Below are 25,384 nucleotides of genomic sequence, written 5' to 3'. Positions count from 1 at the left end.
TCAAAGATTATGAAATACGGCCAAAAGGCGCATATAGGGTTCTGCATTATCAAGAGAGAAGAGGTCCTGATAAAATTGACTTGATTGGTCGGTAATCTTCTGAATCTCTTCTTGCTCTTTTTTGTATAAATTCTGACGTGTCAGGGTGACATCTTCATCCGGGAAAAGTGTGTTAGCGGTATCAGCCCAAAGTTTTAGTTTCTCTTTATATGCATTGAGTTGTTTCTCCATCTCATCACCAACTTTGGCTTGAGCATCGTACATATACTTCACTAATCCTTCATCTATTGCATTCTCTAGATTTGACTCAATTACTTTTATGTTTTCATCAGTCGAGCCCTGCATGAATTGTGTCAGTATAGGATACTTTTGAGTAAAGTCATAGAGTGATAAGGGACGTTCACGCAAAGCTCCTTCTTTATCTAACGGAACAATAAAGAATTTGCTCACTAAATTCTGTCCCAATCCGTTTCCATGACTTCCATAGAACAGATAATAACTCATCCCTTGTGGCAGAGTTGTACTGTGCACACACATGGCCTGTGTCTTCGGGAGCGATGCTGTAAATTTTGTCAGCAAATAATTGATAATAGGATGAATGTCATACAGCGGCAAGAATTTACTCCACTCACTTGTGGTGCTCTTTCGTGACTCAGCAATACTTTTATTCAGCCATGCTTTATCCATTGTTAAACGGAATATATTATCACGAGGAAAAGCTTCTTTAGGTATGTCGTAAAGAACATCTCTAAGCTCCTCGTTGTTTTTCACTTCTACATAAGGAACTGTTGCATCCTCATGAAGCACAACATCGCCGTGCTGAATGCTACCAACAGCCTCAAGTTCTGCAAATAAGTCTTTATAGTAGCTTAAATCATCAGAATATAATGAGAATCTTCTTTCGTAAATATTACTTAACAAACGTTCTGTTGCAGGAGTCGTAACTACAGCATCGGCTTTCTTAAAACCGCCACGGGCACGGCGACGAGTTGCAGAAGGTTCAAGAACCTCTGTATCACCCGTCATGATAGCTTTCTTAATTTCTTCTTCTTCCTTCTGAACATTATAAAGTTCCATTACACTCATAGCATCCCCCAATGTATCGTGAACTTCTTGTTCTTTCGCTCTGAGTTTGTCTATAATCGTGAAATCAGAACGTAAATCTGTATTATCACTTTGGGCAACCATATAATAGATGACAGGTGTTTGTTTCTGGCCATATCTGTCAATACGGCCATTACGCTGCTCCAATGTTATTAAGCTCCAAGGAATGTCATAGTTGAACATGATATGACAGAAATAGTGGAGGTTGACACCTTGTGAGCCGCTGTCGCTCGAGATAAAGACTTTTACCTTGCTGTCTTCTTTTGCAAAGTCGCTCACCATTTCCTCTTGTTCGGTATCTGAAAGTGAACCATCGAAACGTACTACTTGTTCGGCAGTCAATTTAAACTCACTGCAAATGCGTTTTTGCAGGTATTCCATAGTTGCAATACGTTCTGTGAAAATAACAATTCGTTCCTTGGGGTTTGCTTTCCACAATTCTGCTAACTTAGCTTTAAAAGCATCGTACCGGCTATCTTCTTTTCTATCCACCAATGACCTTACCTGCTCAGTCAATTGCATGAGTTCGTTGCTGTCATTTTTTTTTAAACGTTCCTCCAAGGTTCTGAGTGCAGCGACAGGAGAGGATAGATAACTCTTAAACACGGTTAAGGCAAACAATGCATCATTCTTCTGCTCGTCATGCAGTGAACGGAAACGTGTATGCTGGAAGCTTAAAATGTCTTCTTCCTCTGAGGTGAGTTGTACGGGAATACTCTTTACTTCACGGGTTTGAAACTGACTACGGATACGTTCATCGGATATATCATGCTTGAAGCGACGAACATAATAAGGTTGTATGTCTTCCTTGGTGTATTCTCCGTTCCTCGGTATGGATATAGGTTCAAGCATACGCATCAGGTTGGCAAATGACTCGGCACTTCCATTGTGAGGCGTAGCTGAAGTAAGTATCATTGAATCGCATTTCTGTGCCAGGAACTGAGCAAGGTCTCCACGAAGACTACTGTCGTTTGCCACTTTATGGCATTCATCAATCACAATGATATCCCAATGGGTCTTCTCTAACCATGCGCGGAAACGACCATTGTTTTTAAGTGTATCAATGGAGATGATGGTCTTATCGTAGTAGTCAAACGGATTTTTATTAAGAGGAATTTCATTCTGAATTTTTGCGACGCCAATACTGTCAAGACGTACTAAAGGTATAGCAAAGCGATTCCAAATTTCTTCCTGGAATTGTGCCAATATACTTTTCAATGCACAGACCAGAATCCTTTTACCACGACCACGACGGATCATTTCTGCCAAGAATATACCAACTTCTATAGTTTTACCTAAACCTACACCATCTGCAATCAAAAGACGTGGACGAGGTAATTCAAAAGCTTTAAGAGTAGGTGTCATCTGATAATCTGCAATATCAAAGGCACCTCCTTGTGCAATGGTTATTTTCTTTGAGAAGTAAGCATTACTACGTAAAGCTGATTCTATCAATAAACGGGTTTTTCGCCAACGTGGGTCATTATCACTTACAATTTGGGCATTGGCGGGATTAACAATCTCGATGTTGTCGTCTAAATCAGTATCGAATATGAAACTATGATTTCGTACTAATTCGCTAAGACCTTTCACATGCAACAAATGACCGCCATTATAATTGCGGTCTACATTGATTATCAGGAAATCCTCACCACGCACTGTAATGCGCTGTCCAGGAGAATAATTTATCATATCGCTATTTCTATCTTGATGGGATTAATAATTCTCTGACATCTACTTCAAGTAGGTCAGCAATTTTACGAAGTGTCTCAAGTGAAGGTTGAGAAGTGTTACTATTCCATTTGGAAATTGTAGCAGCATCTTTACCTAATTCTTGAGCTAACCACTTAGCGGTTCTTTTCTTTTCTACAAGAACTACTTTTAGCCGATTCAGTTCTTTATTCTGTTCCATCTTAAATCATTTCTATGAGGAAAATACATTGGCAACAGTTTACAACGCTGTTTTCTATGTGTTTTTCCGTATGTTTATGTTTTTATTTCTTCAATAATGCAAATCTAATAAAATTTGTCGAGATAACGTCCAAAATCTACGAGTAATATGCAAATGGATTTGCGAATTAATCCAATTATCTTGTACTAGATATTAAAAAGCATTGTATTTCTTGCATTTTTAATGGTAAAACTGTTCTGAAATAGTCGTTTTTTTTGTAAATTAGCGTTAGAGAATACTATTCTTTTCGTTTTCAGACATTGGGCAAGTTTAGTGAGTACTTTGGACAAAGTACTGCAGTACCGATGGAAACGTACTCAAGTACTTACATAGAAGTACTGAGAATGATGTTTGAATCGGATTTTTGATGAAAGAAAAAGTACATAAAAATGATAACAAAACTCAAAGAGCTAATGTCTCTGAATGGTGAAATGAATGCAGCAGAGATAGAGTCACGATTTACTCAAATAGCCAAATTGCTGTTTGAAGATTTTGCGATACAAAAGGGAGAAAAAATCTATCTTTTTAAAGAGATTGAGTTTTACTTCTACAATAAGCATCATCGTGACATTATCACTCATCCCCGTTTCTCCGATTCATTATACTGATACGTGAATGACTTTGGAGGTATTGATTTGAACTTCCCAAGTGAGATTTGTAAAAAGGATGGGATTGACAGCACTGGGAAAAAAGTAGATAAGTATATATTGGATGATAGCTCTTACTTTGGGGGCATTCTGATCCGTCAGTTAGTCAGCGAGGATAAAAGCGATATTTTAGAAGGACCCTGGGCTTGTGCAGAGCTGTTCAGACTTCATCATGCCTTAGAACAGGACAATAATTTCCCTTTTCTTGTAGAGCGAAATAACGGTATGATTGGATATATCTGTAAACCCAGATTGAATCTTCTAACCGGTAAGCAGACTATTGAAAGTAAAGTGGATTATATACTTGGAGAATATCTATCACATCCAGACCGAACAGAGTTACACGAAGCGTTTTCCTCTTTTAAGGATAAGCGATACAGATATGTGCGGTGTGACCAGTTGCTACATGACAGTGAAACAAATGAAGTCTATTTGTCACCCTGGCTGAAGGATAAGAAGGATGGACATCCGGAATTTTATCAGCGTCTGACTGATCTTCTGAAGAATTGCGGAATAGAACCCAAAGAGTTGAAATGCACCAGAGATTATTGGGCACGCGACTACATGCCAATTCAGTTGAATGAGAACGAGTTCTTGAAGTACCAATATTATCCGGACTATCTGATGAAGAGCAAGAATCCAGAGGATGCTGAAACAAGGACCGAATGTGCTAACGTACTACGTGGAATGGGGATAAGTTGTCGTTCAACAAAGCTAATAATTGACGGCGGAAATATGGTCCCATGTGGTCCTTATGTTGTCATGACAGATAAGGTGTTTACTGAGAATGGTAAAGAAAAAGGTGATGAAATGTTCAAAGCAGAATTAGAGTCAGAACTTGGACATCCTGTGATTATAATTCCATGGAAAATGCATGGTGACTTTAATGCTCGTGATACAGACAAGTATGGTCATTCGGATGGGTTTGTCAAATGGTGTGGTGGCAACAGTATTCTGATGGGCAATCATGGAGATCAATACCCGGAAGAAGCTGCTGCTATCCGACACATTTTTGAAGAATATGGCTTTGAAGTCACTGAGATGCGATTTGCGGACAAGGTTGGTTCGCCACGAACTGACTTAAATTGGGCTTACATAAATTTCGTGCAAGTCGGTAACAAGATTATCATGCCAATATTCAATATTAAAGAGGATGCTATTGCTTGGCAATATATACATGAAGCATTTCCTAATTGCGAGATTCATCAAATTGAAATGGCTGAAGTAGCAGAGGAAGGTGGTGCTTTACATTGTATCAGCTGGAACATTAGGAGATAATGGAATTTAGCTTAGAGAGGAAGCTGCATTTATATTGACTTATGTAATTTATTTAAGCTAATTCTTTGTAAATTTGTAGATTAAATTAAGGAATTTATATGAGTAGGTATTTAATCATATCAGTATTGGCAATGTTTGTGGCCATCCCTCGAATTTGTGCTCAGTCACAAGTTCGAATGGCTTTACCTAAAACACAGACGATGGTTCACAATTCTCTATCCAAAAGCAGGGCAAACAAAAGGGCAAATGGTAATTTCACTATCCCCAAAGACTTGCTTGCTAAAATGTTTGGATTTTGTGGAGTCTCAGTTTCAAATGACACTACCGGTTTTGCTTTATCCGTTGATACCTGTGCAACCAAAAGAGAGGTGAAGAAGTCTTTGTCAGAAGCAACAAATAACGAACTTACAGCGTTGGATGTTCTGAATATGTTTGTACCTGGAGCATTTTCTGATAAGGAAAAAGAACAATGGAAGTCTTTGCCGAAAGAGACCAGAAAGGCGATAATAGGTATGGTATTAACTCCTGGAGGAACACAGTGGGATGCATTGAATGAGGCTCAGAAGGCTGTTATACATGAATATAGCAATGCCAAATAGCCCTAAAATTGTCTTATTGTTAAATATAAATTTCACTGGTAAGATACAGATGCATTTTACCAGTGGAATTACATATTCATGAATCGAATAACAACAAAAATTCAGCATATCGTCGTCGCTCGATGGAAGCAATCTTCTTGCCACGCCAGTGGCAATACTTCACATAGTCATTTTTTATATTTCTGTCTCCTGAATCGAGTTTTTTCAGGATTATACTCTTTGGGTATTTACCGTCTAATCCTAAAAGCTTGAAAGCTCCAATATTATAAGCTAACGCTGCGAGCAAAAGTGAATCTTTACCATAGGGACGAAACAAGGAACATAGCTCCTTAAGGTCTTTACGGAGAAGGGCTTCTGCTTCAGAGGCAGTCATCTCGGATGAATACCTTTCTCCGGGTCGCAGTTTATGGCCATATCCAACGTAAGGATAATCTTTTTTTCGATGTAGTCCCTCATAGTACCTGATACAACAGACTGCTCTTTCAAAAGGTGGAAGCTCAAAAATAGTTAGGGCTTTAGAGAGTGGCTCAGACGGCATTACCGTCTGGGCGTTAACTCTCATACTAAATAAGAATATGACAAAAGTTGCTATTATCCTGAAATTCATTTTACTTTAAATTTGGTTATCTCGTCAATCATGTTCTTGACATCAAGATTGACACTTACGAAGTTCTGGTACAGAATACGTTCCTTGGCATCCTTTGAAGGGAAGGTGTAGAACTTCGGTATCTGATAATTCTTGTAGTCTGCTTCCTCTTCGGCAATCTTCTTCATGTCGAAATCAGTCTTGCAATAGAACTTGGAAGTTTGGAACTCGGTAGACTCCTGGATATTCATGCTGTCGCCCCGTCCTGTCTTGGTCTTGATAAAATCACGGGCAGACTGGCCGCAGATCCATCCTGTTGGCATATCCGAAATTTTACTTGCCGGAACAAGGCTGTCCATATTCTCATTGAGATTGATGGAAGTCTTGTCACGGTCAATAGTCACACCTTTTTTGAGTTGGACTATCTTACCGAAAATGTCGTTGGAAAGCCACTCCAAAGTCTCTTTTGCTCTTGCTGAGCCACTGACTACGTTACCAACTGTTGTGATAACTTTCTGCATACCTACTTTCCCATAATCGGATTCGAGCTGCGGTAATTCCTGAAAGCCCAGTGTAACACTCACTTTGTTACTTCGGGCGGTACCAATCAGTCGGTCAATCTTGTGAAAATAGAGTGTAGGCAACTCATCCACGATGATGCTCACAGGAATATTCTTACCTTGACCGGTATTCACACGGGTTACAAGACGGTTCAGAATCAGGGCATTCAAGGCACCGATGATGCTTTCCATTTCAGGGTCATTCGCTATAAGCAGATAGCTCGGATTCTTCGGATCAGACACCTTCAAGTCAAAGTCATCTCCATCCTTATGAAATATCCAATAGGATTCCTTGGTGGCCAGGCGGGATGTATAGACACGCAGCGTACCTATCATACCTTCCAACTGTTCCATCGCCTTGTTCTTCATGGCTGTCTGGAACGGTCCCAATAGGGGAGCTACTTCAGGGTCAGTCTCCAATACCTCAAAGATGGTCTGATAGTCTTGGTTCAGGAAGGATAGGATATGAGGCATGTCGCTGTATTTCCCTAACCAATATTCAGGTTCCACTTCCTTGCCTGTCTGGTCAAATACTCGGCCTGTAGGTTTGGGTCGGTGCGTCTTCGGCTCTGTGGTCATCTCTGCTATGAGGGCATGGCCGTCCTTGTCGTAAGGTACTTTCTTATAATTGACAAAGAAATAGATGCAGGCAGCGAGGAAGTTTACGGCAGAAGTCTGGAAGAACTGGTCGCTACCGCCACCGCCTTCTTTCTTTCCTTTCTGCAGTGATTCCAACAGTGTCTCGGCAGTTTCGCTGGCAGCAGCAAGGTTTCCGATATACTTCTGTTGGATAGGATTGACACGTCTGGAATACTCTACATCCACAAAGTTGATAATATTGAACTTACAGTCCTTGGGAACTTTCCCAGCTTTTTGGTTTATCTTATAATGATAGTATAATTTCTGAGCGAGTGTCGGAAACTTATAATCGTACACAACCATGGCAAAACCTTTTGCACTATGCTGCCGTATGAATGGCTCGATAATTGAGAACGTCTTACCTGACCCCGGCGTACCGACAACCCACGTACCACGGAAGGGATTGACGATGTTCACCCATCCTTTACGGAATTTTCCCTTGTAATAATAGCGCATGGGTATATTGACACTGTATTTGTTTTCCTGCAACTCCTGGCATTGTTCAAAAGACTCATTCTCGAAATTAAAACGGTCTTTAAGAAGCCCTTCCTTTAAGAACTTGGATATATTGTCAAGGGCTACATGTATACATATAGTGCCGATGATTGACGCAACCATATACAACCAGTAGTTCAAACTGATCGAATAGAATTTCATACCAATACTCTGGCCGTAAAGCCAAATAGACAATATTATTATAACGAGTCCACCAAATAACGGGTAAAAAACCTGATGACGAGCATCAAATTCCAGATGCTTCTTATTACGTGTTCCTATACAAGTAATGCAGATAAGTATAAAGGTGGCTATTTTACTCCATATAAGGTTGCCGTCCTGATAAATATACCACCGTTTTATACGGTCATGAATATCGCACAGAATGCCACCCCAATAATCCAGTAGTTCAGGATTAATGGCATATTCGAAAAATTCCACTATCAGTGACAGATAAATCAAGTAGCGGAATATTTTATACGTGGTCTGTAGTTCTTTAGTTTCTTCCATTCAAGCGGTTCTTTAATCAATTGTATAATGTGATGATTGGTCTGATTTTATGTGCTTGTGTTTTCGGCGTTTCCTGAATGGCTCCAGAGGCAAGTGAGAACAACCATGCTTTATCGGTTTCCTGCTCCTTTACTTCTGTTGATGTCCAGTACCAGCATTCATCAGGATTGTCCTGTATCTCATCTCCACCACATTTACGGATATATTCATTAATCTTATTTCTTACTTCATACAACAGGTATAGCTGAGCAACGGAAGGGATGTAGGCGCTCTGTCCATATTGCCACATGTCAAAAACAGCTTCGGCTGCAGGCGAAGTATAGGTAGAATACATGGCATGGGTATTGCTGTTCCCATCGAAGGCTGCCAGGTCTGCGGAAGTATCATGCTTTATTCCAATACTATCAGAGTAGGCGCAAGGCTCTATATCTTTCAGATAGACTGCATATCCAGTACCTTCAATATCCTCTTTTTGATTGACATAGAAAACCACGGCTATGGGTGTCTTTTCCTGTGCTTTCATTTCCTCATATCTGACGACCTTTCCATCGGTACACAGGATGTCTCCAATCTTCATTGAGGTATCCGGAGAGTCCTGATGTGCATCACATGATGCTATGGTTGCCGCCATGAAAGCGGCACAAATGGTGTGAAATATCTTCATCTTCTTTATCTTTTTGATGTGGGTATTTTAAATCCTATTACTATACCAGTTCGGAACAAATCCTTACGGTCAGGGACGATAAGGTCGCATTTGGCCTGAATATACAGTCCCCAGCCATGACGGAGTGATAAATTATGCTCGTAACCGGCATGAATACCGGCAATGAATTTATCTGTGTCACTGCCTCCAGAAGCTCCTATGCGCAGATTCCCGTAATGGTTACGTCCTCTGACTAAACAAGGTTTGTATGCGACTCCAATTCCCCATGTCCGATAGTTGTTCCAAAATGAATCAGGACAGATATGACCACATGAAGCACATTCGTCCCATTTAATATAGCCGTTGATGAAATACTCCCAAGCGTTATGGTGACGTGTTTCATGTTCCCATGCGATGGTAGCATCCAGCTCACGTTCATAAAGTGCACCAACTCCCAAGGATAAACGGTCACTGTGACTTTGTGCAAATGAAGAAATGGTACAACTGAGTACCATTATCAATGATAAGATGATTTTCTTCATGGCTTATTCCTCCATCATTAGACATGAGTTGAAAGAGTCCGCATACAGCACATCTTCATAATCGATGTCAAGGCTGATGGTTCGGCCACTGATTTGTTTCTCAGAAAGTTCAATAGTCAGGACTTTGTCATTGGGGAAGGTCATCTTCTTCAGAACTATGACATTTCTGTATCCATGCTTGAAACTTTGGGCCTTTTCGAGTGCCAAGACCGGAGTCAGCTCTATCATCTGTGCGTTGGTTGCCTTGGATATTTTCTTGTCGTTTAGCTTGATGCGCAACTCATCGATGTCAAACCGTATGTTGGTGCGGTTCTCTATGCTGAAATCCAAAAAGAAATATTCACCAACTGAGTAGATGTTATTCAACCGCATAGTCATACGATGCTGTCTGGTACTCACATTACGTATTCTCGCAGGGGAGTTCCATATCGTTCTGGCATATCTGGTCATCTCTTCTGTACTCATTGAGACTGCCGGGTTGTGGTATGGAATTTTCTCTTCCGGCTGGATTTGTTTGTCAGACACTGCCTCCTGCATACGTGTGGTATAGATGAGCGCATATTGTGTACGATAGCGTTCTGTTACAATCGTCACAATGGCAAGAATATCTCCATCGGCATGTATGTCAGCTCCTTCTTTAGGTTTGAGACGGATGGTATTGTTGATGGGCTGGTCTCCAACAACGGCATCAGTAGAGATGTCGACAAAGCGTACTGGTTCTGTGGCTGTGATAACAGTTGTCACATTCTCATTAACGGTGAGCTGTTCGATTTCCTGATACGTCTGCTGAGCCATAGAGGGGAGGGGTGCCAAAACACATACCGCCAATGCGCCGATTCTTTTAAAAGTCTTCAGTTTCATAATATCTACGTGCTTAAATTATTTTTCTTTGTTGTTTGAATGAGAATTAATTAGGTAAACAAAAGTGCCATATTTGAGCTTGGCTTTATTTTTTTTGATTGCCTTGCTGACGGCATTACTGCTTTTCTGGACTGCATTGGAAATAGCTTGCGCTCCCCATGATGCCAGACTGTTTCCAGATGTGGTTGTATTGGTGAGTGTAGATGTATTGCTTAGCGCACCGCTACCCACGTCTTTTGTCGTTTCACGGAACTGGCTGCTTGGAACATACAGTCCTTCTAATCCGTCTGTATCATAGAGGGCAAGGTTTACTTTGATAATCTCACCATCTACCATGATGCTTGTAACATTGCCTTTAACACGCTGTGAGCCAAAACCGCTCATAGTTGCATAAAGGTATGATCCTTTGGGAACAACAACTTCATTGATTTCCACATCATCTATTAATCGGAGACGGACTCTTGAGCCGTCAACTGCCTTGATGTTTTCATCTATGATGGCTTTAATTAACTTCTGCTCTTTTTCATTCTCACAGATAGTATTGAAATAGTCGGACGTTACTCTGACTTTCTTGACCACTTCCAGGGGTTCATCGTTATTTTCTTTTTCATCAGACACTTCCAGATTCTTTTCATTCCTCTTTGTAAGTGTATCCGTATCAGTCGGCAAATTTGTAGCTTGCAGACCTTGTAATCTGGCTTGGGCAATAGCCCGGTTCAGCTCCTCCATGGCTTCTTGCTCACGTTGTTTACTGAGGGCTAAGCGGTCTTCTTCAGAAGTACCGTCGCCTTGTGCGACTTCCTGACCTTTCTGTGCGCTCTCCTGTAGTTGTCTTTGCATCTCAGCGAGTTTCTCGGCTTCCTGTTTCTGAGATTCCAATTGTTTAAGCTCTTCTTCTGAATATTTTGAATCATACTCTTCTTTGTTGTCTTCTTCATTACGGTCAATGTTTCCTAAAGCAGTATAGTCATCTATTTTCCCATATGATTTAAGCATATTGTCATACTTATTGCCAATTCCATCGCCTTTCATGTTGGCATCAGGCAATTCTGGGTTCAGATAATCAGTCGTAGTGAGTCCGTTAGGAGTCTCTGCCTTCTCCGTATGAAACAGATCTATGACAAAGTAACCGACAAACAACAGGGGAAAGTAGATGATTATTGGAATCATATACTTTGGCTGCTTCCAGTTAATTTTCTTCAGTGCGTCCATCGTTCTTTATGTTTACGTTGTTATTATTAGATTCGTCATAGGCGGTAGAAGGTACTTCGTGAACACGGTTGGATGTTTCATTGCCCTTGTTATAATGTTTACGCCATATCAACTCCTGCCTTTCTGTGGCACTTTGGACGGATTGCTGCCTGTTAAACACAAATGCCATTCTGTAGATATTCAGACATAGACAGAGTATGATAAGTCCGAAAACAATGACAAGAAACAGTTTCCTGTGGTTGTTGGCAAAGTTCTGAACCATTCCGGCAAGCACATCAAGTTTCATCATACGTGCGAACTTGCGACCGGCATTGACTTCACTTTCGTATCTTTGCTTATATTTCGGATCATTCTTATCTGGCATCTTCTCTCCGACAAATAATTTTTTCCATCCCATATTAGTAGTTCATTTTGTTCTTTTGTTCAATATCCTTATTCATAAGTGTCCTCCAGTTTGTGATAAGCAATCCGTGAGGGTTATTGTCAGTTCTTGGTACACGTTTCAGTTGACCTGCAGTGACCAGTTCTCTGGTAAGAATGCTTGTCCGTCGTTCAATACGCTGTTTGCCATAATACATGAACTCCATCTTTTCCTTATCGAATTTTATACTGTCGCAGAATATGCTGAACACAGCACTCGTACCCATAATATTCGAGTAGAATCCTTTTTCCTTCAATGTATTATACTGGGCAAGACCCGTTTCGTCCACTAAATACATGGCTTTGTCCATTGTGTACTTGATATATTTGTCGTCTGGAGCCAGGGTGAAAAACAGATGGTGGAACATCTCGATGTGAGACTTAGCTTCTACGTCAAGCGTTTCGTCCATTGTGCTCCGATGAACAAGGATAGGCACATTGCCGTCCAAAACATAGACTTTCTTATGGGCATCCGAGACCATTGTCCTGGCTGTCCAAATGCTGGATATGCAGATGATGATGCAGCCTGCAAGGAAAAGGGAACATATAATCAGCACCAGTTTGATTTTGTTTTCAAGATTCTTAATTACCATAATATTCCATATTGATTTATTGCTTACATTACTTTGCTAATCATGCCTTGGGTTGATACTTTGGCTTGCTGTGCGACTCCTTCACCAAAGTTTCGAGTTGAGAATGCTGTATCACCTTCCGGTATCATCCATGCGGCCAAATCAGGTACAAGGTTGAGACATTTCAGTGCCACAATACTTGCGGCCATGAGATAACCGGCTGAGAAGAACGAGTTCTGCAGATAGGCCGCCATAGTCTGTTCACTTTCGGTAATGGCAGTCAGATTCTCCACCTGTATGCACAGGACAATATCAAATAGGAGTAGAACATAAAATCCAACGAAGTACAGCATAGCTCCGTAGAAGTGTACGGTCAGATAACGTATGAGCCACTTTGCCCAGGCGCCTTCCCATTTGGGCAGAAGACTGAATGCCCACTGTATCGGTCCGAAGATGGTCAGCATTCCCAACAGGATTTGCTGGCAGTAGATGGTTGCCCACCAACCGATGCGATAAACTATCAGAGCGATGAGCATAATGATTTTATCTAGTCCGACCACTGCACCTGCTGTGAGTGAGGTGAACCATAGTCTGGATGCGTCCTTTTCCATGTTAGTCACTTCTTCAACACCGGTCTGTTCCATCGTGGACTCAATAAGATTTGGATCGGACGTTCCTGAATGTGCTACGTCAGCCTGAGCTTGCAAGGATGTATAGAGAGTGTCCCTGACATAAATGAGTTCCTGGACTTCCTCAAACTTATCTTCTATCTGTAAGGATTCTGCCTGATAAAGGTCATGAGTATATGAACCGATACAGTTAGGAATGTAAGAAAGAAAGTCAAGGAAACACCAGCTACTTCCACTGTTGGTTATTCCCGTATCTGCAGGTGGATACCACCAACACAGAATAACGGATATTGCCAATGGCCGGAACAGTTTCATCACGTCCAGAGGCTCGTGCTTCACCATCATCTTATAAGCTATATTTCTTGCCACTACAATAGAGAACAGAGCAGCGAGAGCCATGCACATTTGGAGAATCCACCAGAACGGTCCTTGTGAACCTGTGAATGTGGCATCTGTAAGGAACTCGTTCGTCTGGAAAATCACGTCATCAATCTCTTCTTCAAGAATATTGATACCGAAATCTGAGAGTATATTTGAATCTGCCATGATTTTAGTTTCCTTTTATGTTATAATTCTCTGTTAATTGTGCCCTTCTGAATTTAGTTGCCCGGCTTCTCGCCAACGGCTAAATGCTTCGGTTGCATGAGAAGCAACATCAGTTCGTCTGTTCAAGCGGGCGGCCAACAAGGAAGCTGTCTTGTTCCTGTTGCTTAACTGGATCAGATACGCTATGAGAATTTCATTCTGATGCTCTATATCAGCATATATCGCAAGGTATTGTCTTTTCCTTTGGGCGTTTGGCATATAAGCGTCCTGGGTTTCTTTAATGACTGTCCTGAACATATTGTAGTATTCGTTCCATCGCGTTTTATCATTTACCGTACCTCCAGAACTGATGATGCGGTTGATATTCTTTTCAAAGTCTGATAGCTTGTTATTCACTTTGCTGCCTTCTGCAAGCCAGGCAATATCAATCTGTCTATCGGCAATATTGAGAGCTTCAATTTCTGCCCGCTGAGTCAGTGACGCTTGAATGCTGTCAGCTAAATCAATCTGTTGGTATGATTCTACACCAGCCAGTGTTCTAAAGCTCAGTTTGTTTTTACTCGCTGCCGATTTCTGGTAGCTGTTATGAAAGAGGGTGTAGTAGAAAGCAGGAGTTAGTCCGCCAACACCTATTTCCTGAACTGTAATCTGATTCATTTTTGTTGCATCGTGATTGTATGTCACATAAGACTGGGCAACTGCTTTGAAACAAAGCAGCATTGCACATAAACACAATGTTGTTCGATAACTGATAGAATGTACCATATCTGTTGAGTTTTAAATTGTTATTTAATAGCCTAAATAGCCCGCAACTTTCCACCGGCCAAAAGCATCGTTAATAATCTCTTCCTTGGTCTTTGCACGATAAACCTGTCTTTTCCAATATCCAATGCGTACCTGAATGTATCTCCAGGTTTCAAAGTATGCCCTGTTCAGATGCGTTCTGATATTGTCGAGTGAGTTGTTTATGTTTATTAGAATGAGATAGAGATCCGATGTAGAACAGGCTGCCGCACCGGTTGCATACAGGATTAAATCACTGACCGAACGATATAAATTGTCTCCTTCTTCGGCAATCTTTGCCAAGGCCCCGACATTGACTGTAATTATCAAGGTATCCGTGCTTACAATGTTTCCTCTGTCCAGACACTTCCTCCTGAAGTCTTCAAGCATGTCTTTATAATCACCCACACGATCACTGATGTTCTCATAGGTGTTATAGATATTGAGACTGGTCCTAAGAGACTGATACATAATATCAATAATATCAAACGCACGGGTGTATCTGTCAAGCTCTTTATTGATGTCCTTGAAACCGATATTGGCATCACTGCTGTACTCATGCAGAAGTTTGTTGCTTGCCTCCAGTGTGGATCGAACAAGCAGCAGACTTCGTTGTTGTTTATGGTCGTTGATATAAGCTTCTATGGAAGCTACATCAAAACCATATTGAGCCTTGGCTGTGAACGGGAACAATACCAAAAGGCATACAATAATCGGCAATATGTTATTCCTGGTCGTTTTCATCTTCATCGTATTTACCATTGTATGTATCTGAGTGAGCACTGGAGGCTGCCTGACGCAACCACCGTTTTCTACATTGTTCAATGAGGGTCAATCTTCTGCCACTGTCATCGTTGATATACGGGACTACGCTTTTCAACATATCTATGATGGAATGTTTGTAGTGCATCATCTTTTCCAATGATACAAGGCCGGCATAGATATTGGTGAGTCTCGTGTCAATCTGACGGGCTATTTCAAGTCTGTCGCTTGACCAGAGCAGATGATAGGTATCACCAGTATCATCTGTTTCAATAGGACTGCTTTTGGCATATTCCACAGAAGGAGTGCAATCCGGAAATTCTCTGGCCACTTCTGATAATTTTGAATTGACCTCGTTGGCTTTTTCCGCATCCGATTTGGACGGATCGAGATTGACTACTTCAACAATCTGTGTGTCACTGTACTCAGTAGTAAGCGTCCATGAAATCTGTACGATAGCACGGTGTATCTTAATCCAAAGGAAATATTTTGGTTTCCTGGCTATGGAAATGGTTGCCTTAAAGGTTATGGTACCGTTGATGTTGGGCATGGAGGCAGTACGAACGAATGTATTGCCTTCCCATGCACCCGAACCGTTCCACGACAGGTTATAGGCTGTTTTGCAATCCTGCATGATAGCCGGGATACGGTAGTAATCATCCGTGGCAGCATTCTCACCGTCGATAGCTTCCTGCTTTGCCTGTTCATACTGATCCAGTTCTGTCTCATATGAACTCATTTCAGTTTTTAGGCTTGATATTTTATCTTTGTTTGCATTGTAGGTCTGCCTGTATATTGCAGCATCCTCGACGCTTGCTGACTGGATTTTTTTCAGGAGCTCAGCGTTCTCTGTCTCCAGTGCTGTTATTTCTGATAGTACTGAGACAATATTTCCTTTCAATTCCGTTATCTTGGAGTCTATTTCAGATGTATTGATACTTCCTTCGGAAACACTTGTTGCCATAGAACATTGCTTGGTATGGTTGTTTACACTGCTTCCACAATCGGAACATTTGTATTGTGTTGAGCCTTCTCCTAATTTGGCACCGTCATGACAAGTGACGCTGATGGTTGCTGTCTCACATCCTGAGATCTTCTGGGCATTGGTAGTTTGGTAGTATTTCTTTGGGTCACTTCCCAGATAATAGGTATAGCCCTCTTCATTATCGTTTAGTTCAGACAGACGTGCGTTCATACCGGCCTTAAAGGTATTCAGGTCCATAGTGTATGAATCAAATATGTCTTCATAGGCTACTTCCTTACGATTCCAGCTTTTGGTAGCATGAATCTCGTAAGCGTATGCTTTTGCATACAATCCATTCTTTGAAGAATTAATCTTGTATGCGAGCATATAATATGAGATGCTATAGGTATAGCCATCATTGGCTTTATTCAGATTGGCTATCTGTGAACGACTGTATCCTGCATGATTCTCGGAGTTCTGGAGTGCAGCTTCACGCTGTGCGGAGGATGGATAAAAGTTTTCATCTGTAGTGCTGATTCTGTACCAGTGGTCACCGTTGATAATTGAGTTGTTGTCTTCAGGAGGATAATAGTCACAAAGTTTGATAGAACCAGCATCCACACGGTAGATGTACCACCTTTGTGTGTAGTACTGGCCGAATGCTTCATTGGCATAGTCTGTAATCCATGCCGTTGTGTTGTAATTCGACAAAGAGAAGAGATTGGCGATGCCTTCCTCTCCACCGATAAACTGCAACAAGGTATTTCCGGCATTCTTGGAAAGATTGCCGTATAAGTCGTACACATTCTCGGCTATCTCAATGACACTGCTTGTCTTGTCCATAATGGTTCCGTTAAAGGAACTGTTCCCAAGAATGGAACTGACAGCATTGCCAGCTCCAGCCGAAGCAAGGCTAACGCCCATCGCATAGAAGTTGTCTATGTCTTGCTTTAGGTTTTCCTTTGTGAAGTTTGTACCAATATTTGAGAAGCTTTCAAGCAGAACATTCCAATCCACATTGCCCAGTTCTGACAATTTCAGAATTGCTGCAAGTTCCTGGTTGATTTCAAGAAATACGATGTCCTTGAATGACAAAGTACTATTGGTAACAATAGACTCAAACTGATAACACAAAGTCTTTACCTCATCACAGATCTTATAGAGATAGCTACCCCAATAGAGGGCGTTATGAGAACTTTTAAGCATCATGCCGGCAACAGTCCATATTTTGGGCATAATTTTGGCAGACACCATGCTGTATATACGGCGGTAATAGTAGTTCTCTGTTGCACTGGTCCAAAGTCCCAGATTTGTGAGAGCTCTGCGATCGAGGAACTTGGAACTGAAGATTCCTGCAGCAGCCACTTCCGCTGCCTGATAATGTTCCCTGATCTTGGCTATCTGTTGAGCATAATACGCCTCTGTAGCAGCTTCTGTACCGAAAGCCGCCGACATTTCCGCTACAGTGCGAGTATCATAATTTACACTGTAATACTGTGCCATAGCAGGCACTATAGCACAGAGAAATAGAAGTTGTATTATCAGATAGCGTTTCATTTTCAAATCTTACATTTCTGTTTTTGTTTTGAGATTAAGAACATGTTGAGCCTGGTTCACCTTTTGTGCAAAGGCCAAAGACTTGGTTATTCCTGAAAGACTCCAATCCCGGCAATAGGCTTCTATGGCATGCTGATGGTCACACTTTAACTCTCTTTTATAGAGTTTCAAGGCTTCCTTTTCAGCTCGCTCTGTAGTGTAAGTCATGTAGCATTCACGTGGCTCTTCAACTCCAAATACGGCCCCGACACTTCCACGTCGGATAAAGACCTCACGGAAGAAACTTCGCCCTTCCTTATTTTCCAGACGATTGATAGTGAAAATTTTCTTACAATCAACATCCGTCAAACCGAGCGTGGTTTTAATCTCATCAAATCGCTCACGGAATTTGCTCTGGTCGAGCAGCATTACCACGTCTGAGTTATTGATGATAGCTTCCTTGACAATAGGACTTCCTACAATATCTTGTATTTCCTGCGTTACCACACCGACAGAAGCCCAGAACTTACGGGCTGTCTTGTATAGATACTTGATATATTCGGCCATCATGGGAGAGGCGATAGCCTTCCATGCCTCTTCGATAACCAGTACCTTACGGTTCTTCTTGATTCTCATCTTCTGGATGAATACATCCATGATGATAAGCGTAACAAGAGGGAATAGAAGAGGGTCATCCTTGATAGAGTCAATTTCAAATACGATGAAGGTCTCATCAAACAGTTTGGTGTCCAGGTTCTCATTCAGCGTCACTTCATGGCCTCCACCCTTGTAGAAGTCCTTCAACAGATAGTTGTAGGCCGCCAAGTCAATTCCCGAAAGTTTATTTTCTTCAATGATTTGCGGTATGCGGACAATACTGTACTCGTAGAAGGTGTTGAACGAGAGATTCTCAATACGACGGTTCACAAAATACTCGTCAAAGTATTCTTTGATGACTTGCTCAATAAGCCGGTCTTCCGTCTTGGTAACTACTCCCTGAGTGCCTTTCCATATAAGCATAATCAGATTCTTCAAGAAACCGATTTTCTCGATGTTCAGCTCTTCATGTTTGATAGCAAAAGGGTTCATCGTGATAGGATGCTCCTCGGTATAGCTGATATACTTGCCACCTACATACTCGCAAAGTCCCTCGTATGAATTACCTGTATCAACCAGAACCACATCAGTATTCTGTTCCCACATCTGACGTACAACGCTGTTCATGTGGAATACATATGAGAGAGTATTTGTTATTGATTATCAGGTATATAGGAAAATAAAGGTACAAAAATCTACTCTTTGAGAAATGAGGTAAAAAAGCTGTCTTTTGAGGAAGTGAACTTGGAGGAAGAATATGTGTGCGAAGATAAAGATTTAACAAAAACTTAACAATTAGCAGATATTTTTATCTTTTTGCACACATTAGTCGGAGCAGGGGTAAAACCGCAAAGGACTTGTCAATGAATTGCATTTTACCGCTGAAAAACAGATTCTTAAACACTTGGAGAGCCAATAGAGATACAAAAAGAGGGAAAATAAATCTTGAAACGCTGTTTTTTATCTATAAATGAGAGCTTTTATGGGAATTTCATTACCTTTGTATTTGGATTGGGGAAACCCCATCCGAGACATAGAAATTAAGAAGCGTTATGCTTATCTTGTGAATTGGAAACGTAGGAAATTTCACAATTACACACAAGGGTGGCATAGTGGTTCTCACGCTATAGCGTGGGCTGCTATTACTACATTCGTGTGTACAGGTTTCCTACGACCTCCAATTCAGAACGTGGCATTTGCAGTTCCACGCTTCTGCGTAAATAACGGTTCAATTGGAACTAAAAGAGCCATTGGTATAACAGGAAATGAAGCAAAAGTTTATAATTTATATTATATCTATAGCCGCTATGATAGCACTAATGACATCTTGTGCTTCAGGAAAGATTGTTCTATCTAATAATGCAAACATTAGTAAATACAAGTATGTCATTTTCGGGAAAGAAACATCTGGAGATAGAGAATTGGATGATGTTGTTATGTCTGTTCAAAATCAGATAGCAGAAACCAATCTAACAGTTTTATCGCCCTCTAACACATTAAAAATTCTTGAATGTTCGGATAGTATTCTTTCACCTAATATCCACGTCACATCTGAAAAGTGGGATGGAGGACATACATATATAACAGTAACTTTTTACGATTATAACACTAATCAAAGTGTAGCCGTTATAAAAAGTAGTGGTATTGGGATGACGGTAAGTCATGACCAAAGTATAGCCTTAAATGCAATAAGGAAAAAAATTAATGAGTTGTTCAAATAGTAAAAGCATTTTACAGCAACATAAAAGTATGTACCCACACGATAATATCTTCAACATATATTACAACATTGGCAAACGAACTCCATTCTTAGTAAAAAGATGTGAGTTGGGATTAGCTCGTTCTTCAAGCGAAGATAGACGTATTGACCCTAATCGAGATAGGACTTTTTTAGTTGAAACGGTAAAACCACGTGGTAAATACGGCAAGGCTTATGGGAAATGCTTTGTGAATGGTAAGCCGGACGATAGTTATAGACAGGAGTGCTATCCAGATATCAAAGATGAGGAAATTCCTTGTGCAGGATGTGGAGAATGGGTTTTGATTGATGTTCCCGGTGTATCGCTTGATGAAATATTTCCTATTCACAAAGCGGAAGAAGTTCTACAGTTCGGAAAATATAAAGGAAAATCCTTGGGAGATATTTATACAATGGATTACCAATATCTTTATTGGTTAGAAACAACAGATAGGTTCTTTAAAATTGACTTTGAAGAGCTTAAACGATTGTATCCAGATGTAGAAAAGTCCTCAGATATATCCATTTCCGAAAGAATTATTGGCTTTGGAAAATATAAAGGGAAAAAGTTTAGTGAAATCAAAGATGATATTTCTTACCTTAAATGGCTAGTTTCAATAGGAAAAATCTCCAATGATGACTTCAATTCATTAACAACGATATAATCAATAAAAACAAACTATATGAAAAAATGGCTTATTTACGTGCTTGGTGTAATCACAGGTGTTATACTCACATTTGCTTTCGCATTTTGCGTTAATCTATCTAATAATTCGGGAATTATAGGACTTGAAATGTTTGAAGAACCCGGAGATTATATGGAATACTCACAATTTGAAGTATTCCAAGTAGTTTCATCAGGATGCGCATTAGCTCATGCCGATGAATCATTTGGAACAATAGTACTTATTATACCAAATGAAAATCAACAATTTTATGACGACCAAAAAATCGTGCTAAAAAGTGACCAATGTGCTCAACACGTGGGAACTTATAGATATAGTACTAAAATGGATATAGAAAAAACAGTTCCGGCTGTTAGAATAATTGACGGTGTTGAATTACCGAAATCAAATAAAACAGTTTCGACTAAAAATAATTCTGGAAAGACATTGTTTGACAAACCTGGAGATTGCGTAAGCCGGAAAAATTTTGAAGTACAGGAAGTCTTGGAATCTGGTGATGCTATTGCACTGGAAATTAGAGAAACTATTGGGGGACATATATTTACTTCTGATTTAGAAGTCTTAATATTAGCTCAAGATGGCAGCAATTTCTATAACAATCAAATAGTCAAAGCTCCAAAGGGTAAATGTGCAAGACAAGTCGGTAACTATAAATATCAAAAATATGGAAATACAAAGGTAATTCCTATAGTTGCTTTCAAATAAGTATTTTGTATTGCTAATCCCATTCTAAAACATAGAACAATCAATAATGCCACTTGTACCAGTCATACTTTTAATTTGTTTGACGATAGGCATTGTATATTTTGTCTATATAAAAAGGAAAGAGCGTGAACTTATAGAACAAGTTACGCCCATTACTCGTGGGGAACGGTCGGAGCGCAGGGTGGTGTTGGAATTATTGAAAGCTGGTATCAATCCCAAAGCCATATTTCACGACTTGTACATCCAGAAAACAAATGGTGAATATACCCAAGTGGATGTGGTCGTTGCCACAAAAAAAGGTATTATTGTGTTTGAGATAAAAGATTATAGCGGGTGGATTTTTGGCAATGAACAACAGAGATATTGGACGCAATTATTAGCGTATGGAAAAGAAAAACATCGTTTTTATAATCCTGTAAAACAAAACGCCGGACATATTCAAGCTATCAGGCAAAATTTACCACATAATCCCGGCATTCCAATTTACTCTGTTATCGTTTTCTTTGGAAATAGTGAGTTTAAGGACATAACTTGCAATGCAGACAATACTTTTATTATATATCCTCGCTCTATTCGACAAGTAGTATCTAACATTTTGATGCAATCTGATGCCTGTTTTGGTAATAAGTACGAGATAATGGATTTATTCATTAAAGCTGTACAAAACGGGAATGACCCAATGATTGTTGCTTCTCAACAAAACACTGCCGCATATTACGGTCGCAACACACCGCAATCTACCTATATCACATCCTTTGGTTCTTTGTTTCGTTTGAGGGGTTTTCCGTTCCGAAAGAGATTCTGGTAGATCCATTATTCATGTGTAAAAGCATTAACAACTATAATTTGATGCTTCCATTTATTTGTCTATCAATCTTCCAATCATACTTTCCCTCCGCCACATCGCCAACCTCCTTGAGTGTATGGCGGTGTTTTATTGTGTCAAATGGCTTATTGCTTTCAGCATAGTAGCATAGCCACTCGCCGACCGCTTTCTTCTGTTCGGTCGTTTCCCCATACTCCTGCATCACACTCTTAATGTCTGCAGCTTCTTGTGGGGCAAAGACCGACTTGTACTTATCCGTGCCGAAATGGATTATCGCATCAACGGCACGCTTGAATACCTCGCTTGCCTTGTAAAGCATATCAGCAAACTGTTTCAGGATGTAACTGCTTACTTTCAGCGCATTTTGCAGCAGGCGGATGGTCTTGTCTCGCTTTTCCATAGCACGGCTTACGGCAAAGCCTATACGATGCTCCTCACCATCAATTTGCGCCTGAAGCTGGTTTATGACCTGGTCCCTTTCCGCTGCGAGTGAACGGCTCTGCGCCAAAGCCCTGTCACGTTCCGTTTCGGCTTTCAGTTTTTCTGCGGTCAATGCCTTTGCCCGTTCCTCCGCCTTGTCCTTTACGGCTTTGGCAAAGGCTTTCTTCATGCGCTCGTTCTCGGCTTTCAGCCTGGCGTTTTCCTTTTCGACTGCTGCGGACTTGCCGACCCCGACAAGATTGCCGACACTGTCCAGTATGCTGTCCACTTTCGCCTTGCGCTCATCTTTTAGCTGTTTCTCCTTTTCGGCAATTTCGTTGTCGAGGGAAATGCGGTACTGCTCTTTTGCCTTGTTCTCGCTCTCCACAAACATAAGTTCAGCTTCGGCTTCCTCCTTGGCGGCGATGGCGGCTTGCCTTGCGGCTTTCGCCTGTTCCGCTTCCTGCTTCTGCTTGGCGATGATGAAGTCCGTGCGCTCCAGATGTTCCTTGCCCGTCACCTCCTTTGAGGTGCCCCTTTCCATTTCTAAGCACTCAGCCAAAACGGTCTGCATCTCACTCATGTCCTCTTCTTTCAGCTTACAGGACTTGCCTGTTTCGTGGTTCATCCAGTCCCATACGATGTGGGCATGGAGATTGGGCTTCCATGTGGCATTGTTTCCGGGTGTTCCGTAATGCCCCTCGTCACGGTGGATGAAGATTTGCAGAGCTGTGATGCCCCAACGCTTGTTACACACCTCACAGAAACGCTGTAACTGTTCCATTGTGGTATCATCCTTGATTACGACAACACCCTCTTTGAGCGGAGTGCTGCCACGGACGATGGTCACCTTTCCGGTTTTCTTGTTTATCCGTTCACGGTCTTTGGTCTGCATCGCCCGACCTGTCTTTTCCTTGACCATTGCGGCTATCTGATTGTAGCGTTCAGCCAACGAGGTATCACCCAGTTCAGGTGCTACCCATGCTTCATTTCCCGCCATGAGGTCGGTACGGATGTAGAACTTTTCCTTGCGGATATTGGCAAGGTATTCCGCAGACCGTCTGTTATGCGCTCCGCTGCTGCCGATGTTGCACGGCTTGATGTTGATGGATGTCTTCTGTGCCATAGGGCTTGTCTATATTTTTGAGTTTTACTTCGGGTTATTAGGGCAAAGCCTTAATCGGAGGGTGCAGGGAGAGGGTCACTTCCTGCTCCGGGTTCTCAGGGGTGGAAACCACTGAGTGGAGTTTCCAAAGAGGGGGGCACTCTTTGGTCGGGTTGCACAGGGCTGAAAGTCCTTGCCGGGTTCTTAGGGCGGCGCCCTGAGTGGGACGGGGCAACGCCCAGCCCCTCGGGAGAGCCCACAACTTCGGAGTGCAGCGGAGAAGTTATAGTGGGCTATACCGATGCAAGCACGGTCGTTCACGCCACACCAACGGAGTACCGCTGAAATCCTGCGCTGTGCGCCCGTCAATCCCTGCAGCCTATGTCGGGGCTATCTGCGCCGCCAATCGTGCCGTCCAGTGCTTCTTTCGGGCTTTCAGGGCGATTTCCGGCAAGTGCCATATCATTGCTGCCTATTAAAGGAGCTTTGTCGGTTTTGCCCTCCGCACCCCGTCTGTCTTTCGGACTTTCGGAAGCCACAGACGAACAGAGGGAAGAAAGGGAGGCTGCTCCGCCTGCCATGCTGTCCGCATCCTGCCTTGGGTATTTGCAAGCGTCCGGCACGGAACATTGCCTGTTTTCCAAAAGCATATCATTAGAGTATGGTGTCCGCGCTTCATCAGTCTGTCCTTTGTGAACAGCCACAGGCTTGACATAATGGGGATTGGTCAAAAGGACACCATCCACATACCACCCCGTAAGGAAATGCAGGGTGTGTATGGAAGTGCGGTTGTTGGTTTGTGTGGTCAGCATACCGAACCTGTTAAAACTGTCGATGAGTTTTCCGATTGTCTTGCGGTTGCAGCCCATATACTCAGCCAGTTCCACATCGGATGCTGCTGCCTGTCCCACCTCCAAGGCAATCTCAACGCCCTTGATATGGAGGACGGTTTTTGTCCGCACAGCGGCAGTCATCAGCCTGTACAGGCACTTCTGCCTGTTGATGGCGGCTTTGCAGTCCAAAAGGAAATCCCACTGCCCGGCGGAAAGAATGGTGCAGTAAAGTATGGTATGTTCTTCTTTGCGCATAGTCTATGAAATTTAGATGTTACACTGCTCAGCTATCTGCCCATGCCATACCCGTGTTCCGGCATGTGGTATTCCCTGTCCGCTGCGATGTGGTTCAGCACATCCTGCAGGCGGTCAAGCTGGTCATGGTCAAGCACACGGATGGCATTGATGGTTATCTTTTGCGTGGCAATCCTGCGGTGGGCGATGTTGGTCTCGCTCATAGTTCCGTCACCGTCCGCATGGACGGAACGGAGGTAAGCATTGACCGCTTCCGTTTGTTCTTTTAAGGGGTACGGTGCTGCCCACCTGTCCTGAATGTAGCCGACCATTTTACCGACTGCATCCGCCAAGATAGGGTCATGCCGTGCGATGGCGGCTGTCAAATCTTCTGTCTTCAT

At 41.9% G+C, this 25,384-nt stretch carries 24 protein-coding genes and 1 pseudogene; 7 read left to right on the top strand and 18 right to left on the bottom strand.

Features of this window, described 5'->3' with window-relative positions; translation table 11 throughout:
* Both C233_RS0111500 and C233_RS0111495 read right to left on the bottom strand, forming a co-directional pair.
* Entirely contained in the window at nucleotides 1–2,796 is a 2,796-nt protein-coding gene (locus C233_RS0111500) for a helicase-related protein (RefSeq protein ID WP_018667739.1), read from the bottom strand.
* A 10-nt stretch (nucleotides 2,797–2,806) separates the two neighbouring features.
* The gene (locus C233_RS0111495) at nucleotides 2,807–3,016 is read right to left on the bottom strand and encodes a helix-turn-helix transcriptional regulator (RefSeq protein WP_018667738.1); all 210 of its coding nucleotides are present in this window, start codon (nucleotides 3,014–3,016) and stop codon (nucleotides 2,807–2,809) included.
* 428 nt (nucleotides 3,017–3,444) lie between these two features.
* Here C233_RS0111495 and C233_RS24830 point away from each other — a divergent pair, with 428 nt between their 5' ends.
* The 3 genes from C233_RS24830 to C233_RS0111485 all read left to right on the top strand — a co-directional run bounded on the left by C233_RS24830 (nucleotide 3,445) and on the right by C233_RS0111485 (nucleotide 5,579).
* Nucleotides 3,445–3,663 carry a hypothetical protein gene (locus tag C233_RS24830; protein WP_018667737.1) on the top strand — a complete coding sequence of 73 codons (219 nt, stop codon included), beginning with the start codon at nucleotides 3,445–3,447 and terminating at the stop codon, nucleotides 3,661–3,663.
* Nucleotides 3,664–3,666: 3 nt separating this feature from the next.
* Nucleotides 3,667–4,980 carry an agmatine deiminase family protein gene (locus C233_RS22660; protein ID WP_018667736.1) on the top strand — a complete coding sequence of 438 codons (1,314 nt, stop codon included), beginning with the start codon at nucleotides 3,667–3,669 and terminating at the stop codon, nucleotides 4,978–4,980.
* A 98-nt stretch (nucleotides 4,981–5,078) separates the two neighbouring features.
* Nucleotides 5,079–5,579 carry a hypothetical protein gene (locus C233_RS0111485; protein ID WP_018667735.1) on the top strand — a complete coding sequence of 167 codons (501 nt, stop codon included), beginning with the start codon at nucleotides 5,079–5,081 and terminating at the stop codon, nucleotides 5,577–5,579.
* Nucleotides 5,580–5,655: 76 nt separating this feature from the next.
* On the opposite strand, the gene C233_RS0111480 is transcribed toward C233_RS0111485, so the two are convergent.
* From C233_RS0111480 to C233_RS22655, 13 genes and pseudogenes are all read right to left on the bottom strand, one after another.
* Nucleotides 5,656–6,186 (bottom strand): glycoside hydrolase family protein, encoded by a 531-nt coding sequence (locus C233_RS0111480; protein ID WP_018667734.1) that lies wholly within the window; start codon nucleotides 6,184–6,186, stop codon nucleotides 5,656–5,658.
* Entirely contained in the window at nucleotides 6,183–8,369 is a 2,187-nt protein-coding gene (locus C233_RS0111475) for a type IV secretory system conjugative DNA transfer family protein (protein WP_018667733.1), read from the bottom strand. Before C233_RS0111475 ends, C233_RS0111480 begins: the two co-directional genes overlap by 4 nt.
* Before the next feature lie 16 nt (nucleotides 8,370–8,385).
* Nucleotides 8,386–9,033 (bottom strand): Lcl C-terminal domain-containing protein, encoded by a 648-nt coding sequence (locus tag C233_RS0111470; protein ID WP_018667732.1) that lies wholly within the window; start codon nucleotides 9,031–9,033, stop codon nucleotides 8,386–8,388.
* Between the two features lie 5 nt (nucleotides 9,034–9,038).
* Nucleotides 9,039–9,554, bottom strand: coding sequence for a hypothetical protein (locus C233_RS0111465; protein WP_018667731.1), 516 nt, complete (start codon nucleotides 9,552–9,554; stop codon nucleotides 9,039–9,041).
* A 3-nt stretch (nucleotides 9,555–9,557) separates the two neighbouring features.
* Complete coding sequence (gene traN / locus C233_RS0111460) at nucleotides 9,558–10,415, bottom strand: conjugative transposon protein TraN (RefSeq protein ID WP_009275705.1); 858 nt, start codon at nucleotides 10,413–10,415, stop codon at nucleotides 9,558–9,560.
* Between the two features lie 18 nt (nucleotides 10,416–10,433).
* Nucleotides 10,434–11,627, bottom strand: a complete 1,194-nt coding sequence (gene traM / locus C233_RS0111455) for a conjugative transposon protein TraM (RefSeq protein ID WP_018667730.1) — start codon at nucleotides 11,625–11,627, stop codon at nucleotides 10,434–10,436.
* Nucleotides 11,605–12,024, bottom strand: a complete 420-nt coding sequence (locus tag C233_RS0111450) for a hypothetical protein (protein WP_009275707.1) — start codon at nucleotides 12,022–12,024, stop codon at nucleotides 11,605–11,607. The genes traM and C233_RS0111450 overlap by 23 nt, the downstream gene beginning before the upstream one ends.
* Before the next feature lies 1 nt (nucleotide 12,025).
* Complete coding sequence (gene traK, locus C233_RS0111445; RefSeq protein ID WP_008781805.1) at nucleotides 12,026–12,640, bottom strand: conjugative transposon protein TraK; 615 nt, start codon at nucleotides 12,638–12,640, stop codon at nucleotides 12,026–12,028.
* Between the two features lie 23 nt (nucleotides 12,641–12,663).
* Complete coding sequence (locus tag C233_RS0111440; protein ID WP_018667729.1) at nucleotides 12,664–13,794, bottom strand: membrane protein; 1,131 nt, start codon at nucleotides 13,792–13,794, stop codon at nucleotides 12,664–12,666.
* 33 nt (nucleotides 13,795–13,827) lie between these two features.
* Nucleotides 13,828–14,559, bottom strand: a complete 732-nt coding sequence (locus C233_RS0111435) for a DUF5045 domain-containing protein (protein WP_026314840.1) — start codon at nucleotides 14,557–14,559, stop codon at nucleotides 13,828–13,830.
* 24 nt (nucleotides 14,560–14,583) lie between these two features.
* A complete protein-coding gene (locus C233_RS0111430; protein ID WP_018667727.1) occupies nucleotides 14,584–15,327 on the bottom strand; it encodes a hypothetical protein in 744 nt (247 codons plus the stop codon).
* Nucleotides 15,302–17,860 carry a hypothetical protein gene (locus C233_RS0111425; RefSeq protein WP_018667726.1) on the bottom strand — a complete coding sequence of 853 codons (2,559 nt, stop codon included), beginning with the start codon at nucleotides 17,858–17,860 and terminating at the stop codon, nucleotides 15,302–15,304. The genes C233_RS0111430 and C233_RS0111425 overlap by 26 nt, the downstream gene beginning before the upstream one ends.
* 9 nt (nucleotides 17,861–17,869) lie before the next feature.
* Nucleotides 17,870–19,069, bottom strand: a pseudogene (locus C233_RS22655) (TraG family conjugative transposon ATPase); the annotation flags it as partial.
* Nucleotides 19,070–19,701: 632 nt separating this feature from the next.
* Here C233_RS22655 and C233_RS0111415 point away from each other — a divergent pair.
* From C233_RS0111415 to C233_RS0111400, 4 genes are all read left to right on the top strand, one after another.
* Nucleotides 19,702–20,157, top strand: a complete 456-nt coding sequence (locus C233_RS0111415; protein ID WP_018667724.1) for a hypothetical protein — start codon at nucleotides 19,702–19,704, stop codon at nucleotides 20,155–20,157.
* Nucleotides 20,158–20,185: 28 nt separating this feature from the next.
* Entirely contained in the window at nucleotides 20,186–20,839 is a 654-nt protein-coding gene (locus C233_RS0111410; protein WP_018667723.1) for an exodeoxyribonuclease X C-terminal domain-containing protein, read from the top strand.
* 18 nt (nucleotides 20,840–20,857) lie between these two features.
* Entirely contained in the window at nucleotides 20,858–21,565 is a 708-nt protein-coding gene (locus C233_RS0111405; protein WP_018667722.1) for a hypothetical protein, read from the top strand.
* Between the two features lie 79 nt (nucleotides 21,566–21,644).
* On the top strand, nucleotides 21,645–22,373 hold the full coding sequence (locus tag C233_RS0111400; protein WP_234178416.1) for a nuclease-related domain-containing protein: 729 nt from the start codon (nucleotides 21,645–21,647) through the stop codon (nucleotides 22,371–22,373).
* 31 nt (nucleotides 22,374–22,404) lie between these two features.
* Here C233_RS0111400 and C233_RS0111395 read toward each other — a convergent pair whose 3' ends face one another.
* The 3 genes from C233_RS0111395 to C233_RS0111385 form a co-directional block, all read right to left on the bottom strand.
* Complete coding sequence (locus tag C233_RS0111395) at nucleotides 22,405–23,937, bottom strand: mobilization protein (RefSeq protein WP_018667720.1); 1,533 nt, start codon at nucleotides 23,935–23,937, stop codon at nucleotides 22,405–22,407.
* Nucleotides 23,938–24,281: 344 nt separating this feature from the next.
* Nucleotides 24,282–25,004, bottom strand: a complete 723-nt coding sequence (locus C233_RS0111390; protein WP_018667719.1) for a hypothetical protein — start codon at nucleotides 25,002–25,004, stop codon at nucleotides 24,282–24,284.
* Nucleotides 25,005–25,036: 32 nt separating this feature from the next.
* Complete coding sequence (locus tag C233_RS0111385) at nucleotides 25,037–25,384, bottom strand: hypothetical protein (RefSeq protein WP_018667718.1); 348 nt, start codon at nucleotides 25,382–25,384, stop codon at nucleotides 25,037–25,039.

Source organism: Bacteroides gallinarum DSM 18171 = JCM 13658 (assembly GCF_000374365.1).
Taxonomy (GTDB): domain Bacteria; phylum Bacteroidota; class Bacteroidia; order Bacteroidales; family Bacteroidaceae; genus Bacteroides; species Bacteroides gallinarum.
This window is presented reverse-complemented; position numbering and strand designations above follow the sequence as displayed.

What these genes read in the sequence shown, in the direction of transcription:
- C233_RS0111500 (WP_018667739.1), bottom strand. Translation starts at nt 2,796, where the DNA reads ATGATAAATTATTCTCCTGGACAGCGCATTACAGTGCGTGGTGAGGAT.
- C233_RS0111495 (WP_018667738.1), bottom strand. Translation starts at nt 3,016, where the DNA reads ATGGAACAGAATAAAGAACTGAATCGGCTAAAAGTAGTTCTTGTAGAA.
- C233_RS24830 (WP_018667737.1), top strand. Translation starts at nt 3,445, where the DNA reads ATGATAACAAAACTCAAAGAGCTAATGTCTCTGAATGGTGAAATGAAT.
- C233_RS0111485 (WP_018667735.1), top strand. Translation starts at nt 5,079, where the DNA reads ATGAGTAGGTATTTAATCATATCAGTATTGGCAATGTTTGTGGCCATC.
- C233_RS0111480 (WP_018667734.1), bottom strand. Translation starts at nt 6,186, where the DNA reads ATGAATTTCAGGATAATAGCAACTTTTGTCATATTCTTATTTAGTATG.
- C233_RS0111475 (WP_018667733.1), bottom strand. Translation starts at nt 8,369, where the DNA reads ATGGAAGAAACTAAAGAACTACAGACCACGTATAAAATATTCCGCTAC.
- C233_RS0111470 (WP_018667732.1), bottom strand. Translation starts at nt 9,033, where the DNA reads ATGAAGATATTTCACACCATTTGTGCCGCTTTCATGGCGGCAACCATA.
- C233_RS0111465 (WP_018667731.1), bottom strand. Translation starts at nt 9,554, where the DNA reads ATGAAGAAAATCATCTTATCATTGATAATGGTACTCAGTTGTACCATT.
- traN (WP_009275705.1), bottom strand. Translation starts at nt 10,415, where the DNA reads ATGAAACTGAAGACTTTTAAAAGAATCGGCGCATTGGCGGTATGTGTT.
- traM (WP_018667730.1), bottom strand. Translation starts at nt 11,627, where the DNA reads ATGGACGCACTGAAGAAAATTAACTGGAAGCAGCCAAAGTATATGATT.
- C233_RS0111450 (WP_009275707.1), bottom strand. Translation starts at nt 12,024, where the DNA reads ATGGGATGGAAAAAATTATTTGTCGGAGAGAAGATGCCAGATAAGAAT.
- traK (WP_008781805.1), bottom strand. Translation starts at nt 12,640, where the DNA reads ATGGTAATTAAGAATCTTGAAAACAAAATCAAACTGGTGCTGATTATA.
- C233_RS0111440 (WP_018667729.1), bottom strand. Translation starts at nt 13,794, where the DNA reads ATGGCAGATTCAAATATACTCTCAGATTTCGGTATCAATATTCTTGAA.
- C233_RS0111435 (WP_026314840.1), bottom strand. Translation starts at nt 14,559, where the DNA reads ATGGTACATTCTATCAGTTATCGAACAACATTGTGTTTATGTGCAATG.
- C233_RS0111430 (WP_018667727.1), bottom strand. Translation starts at nt 15,327, where the DNA reads ATGAAGATGAAAACGACCAGGAATAACATATTGCCGATTATTGTATGC.
- C233_RS0111425 (WP_018667726.1), bottom strand. Translation starts at nt 17,860, where the DNA reads ATGAAACGCTATCTGATAATACAACTTCTATTTCTCTGTGCTATAGTG.
- C233_RS0111415 (WP_018667724.1), top strand. Translation starts at nt 19,702, where the DNA reads ATGAAGCAAAAGTTTATAATTTATATTATATCTATAGCCGCTATGATA.
- C233_RS0111410 (WP_018667723.1), top strand. Translation starts at nt 20,186, where the DNA reads ATGTACCCACACGATAATATCTTCAACATATATTACAACATTGGCAAA.
- C233_RS0111405 (WP_018667722.1), top strand. Translation starts at nt 20,858, where the DNA reads ATGAAAAAATGGCTTATTTACGTGCTTGGTGTAATCACAGGTGTTATA.
- C233_RS0111395 (WP_018667720.1), bottom strand. Translation starts at nt 23,937, where the DNA reads ATGGCACAGAAGACATCCATCAACATCAAGCCGTGCAACATCGGCAGC.
- C233_RS0111390 (WP_018667719.1), bottom strand. Translation starts at nt 25,004, where the DNA reads ATGCGCAAAGAAGAACATACCATACTTTACTGCACCATTCTTTCCGCC.
- C233_RS0111385 (WP_018667718.1), bottom strand. Translation starts at nt 25,384, where the DNA reads ATGAAGACAGAAGATTTGACAGCCGCCATCGCACGGCATGACCCTATC.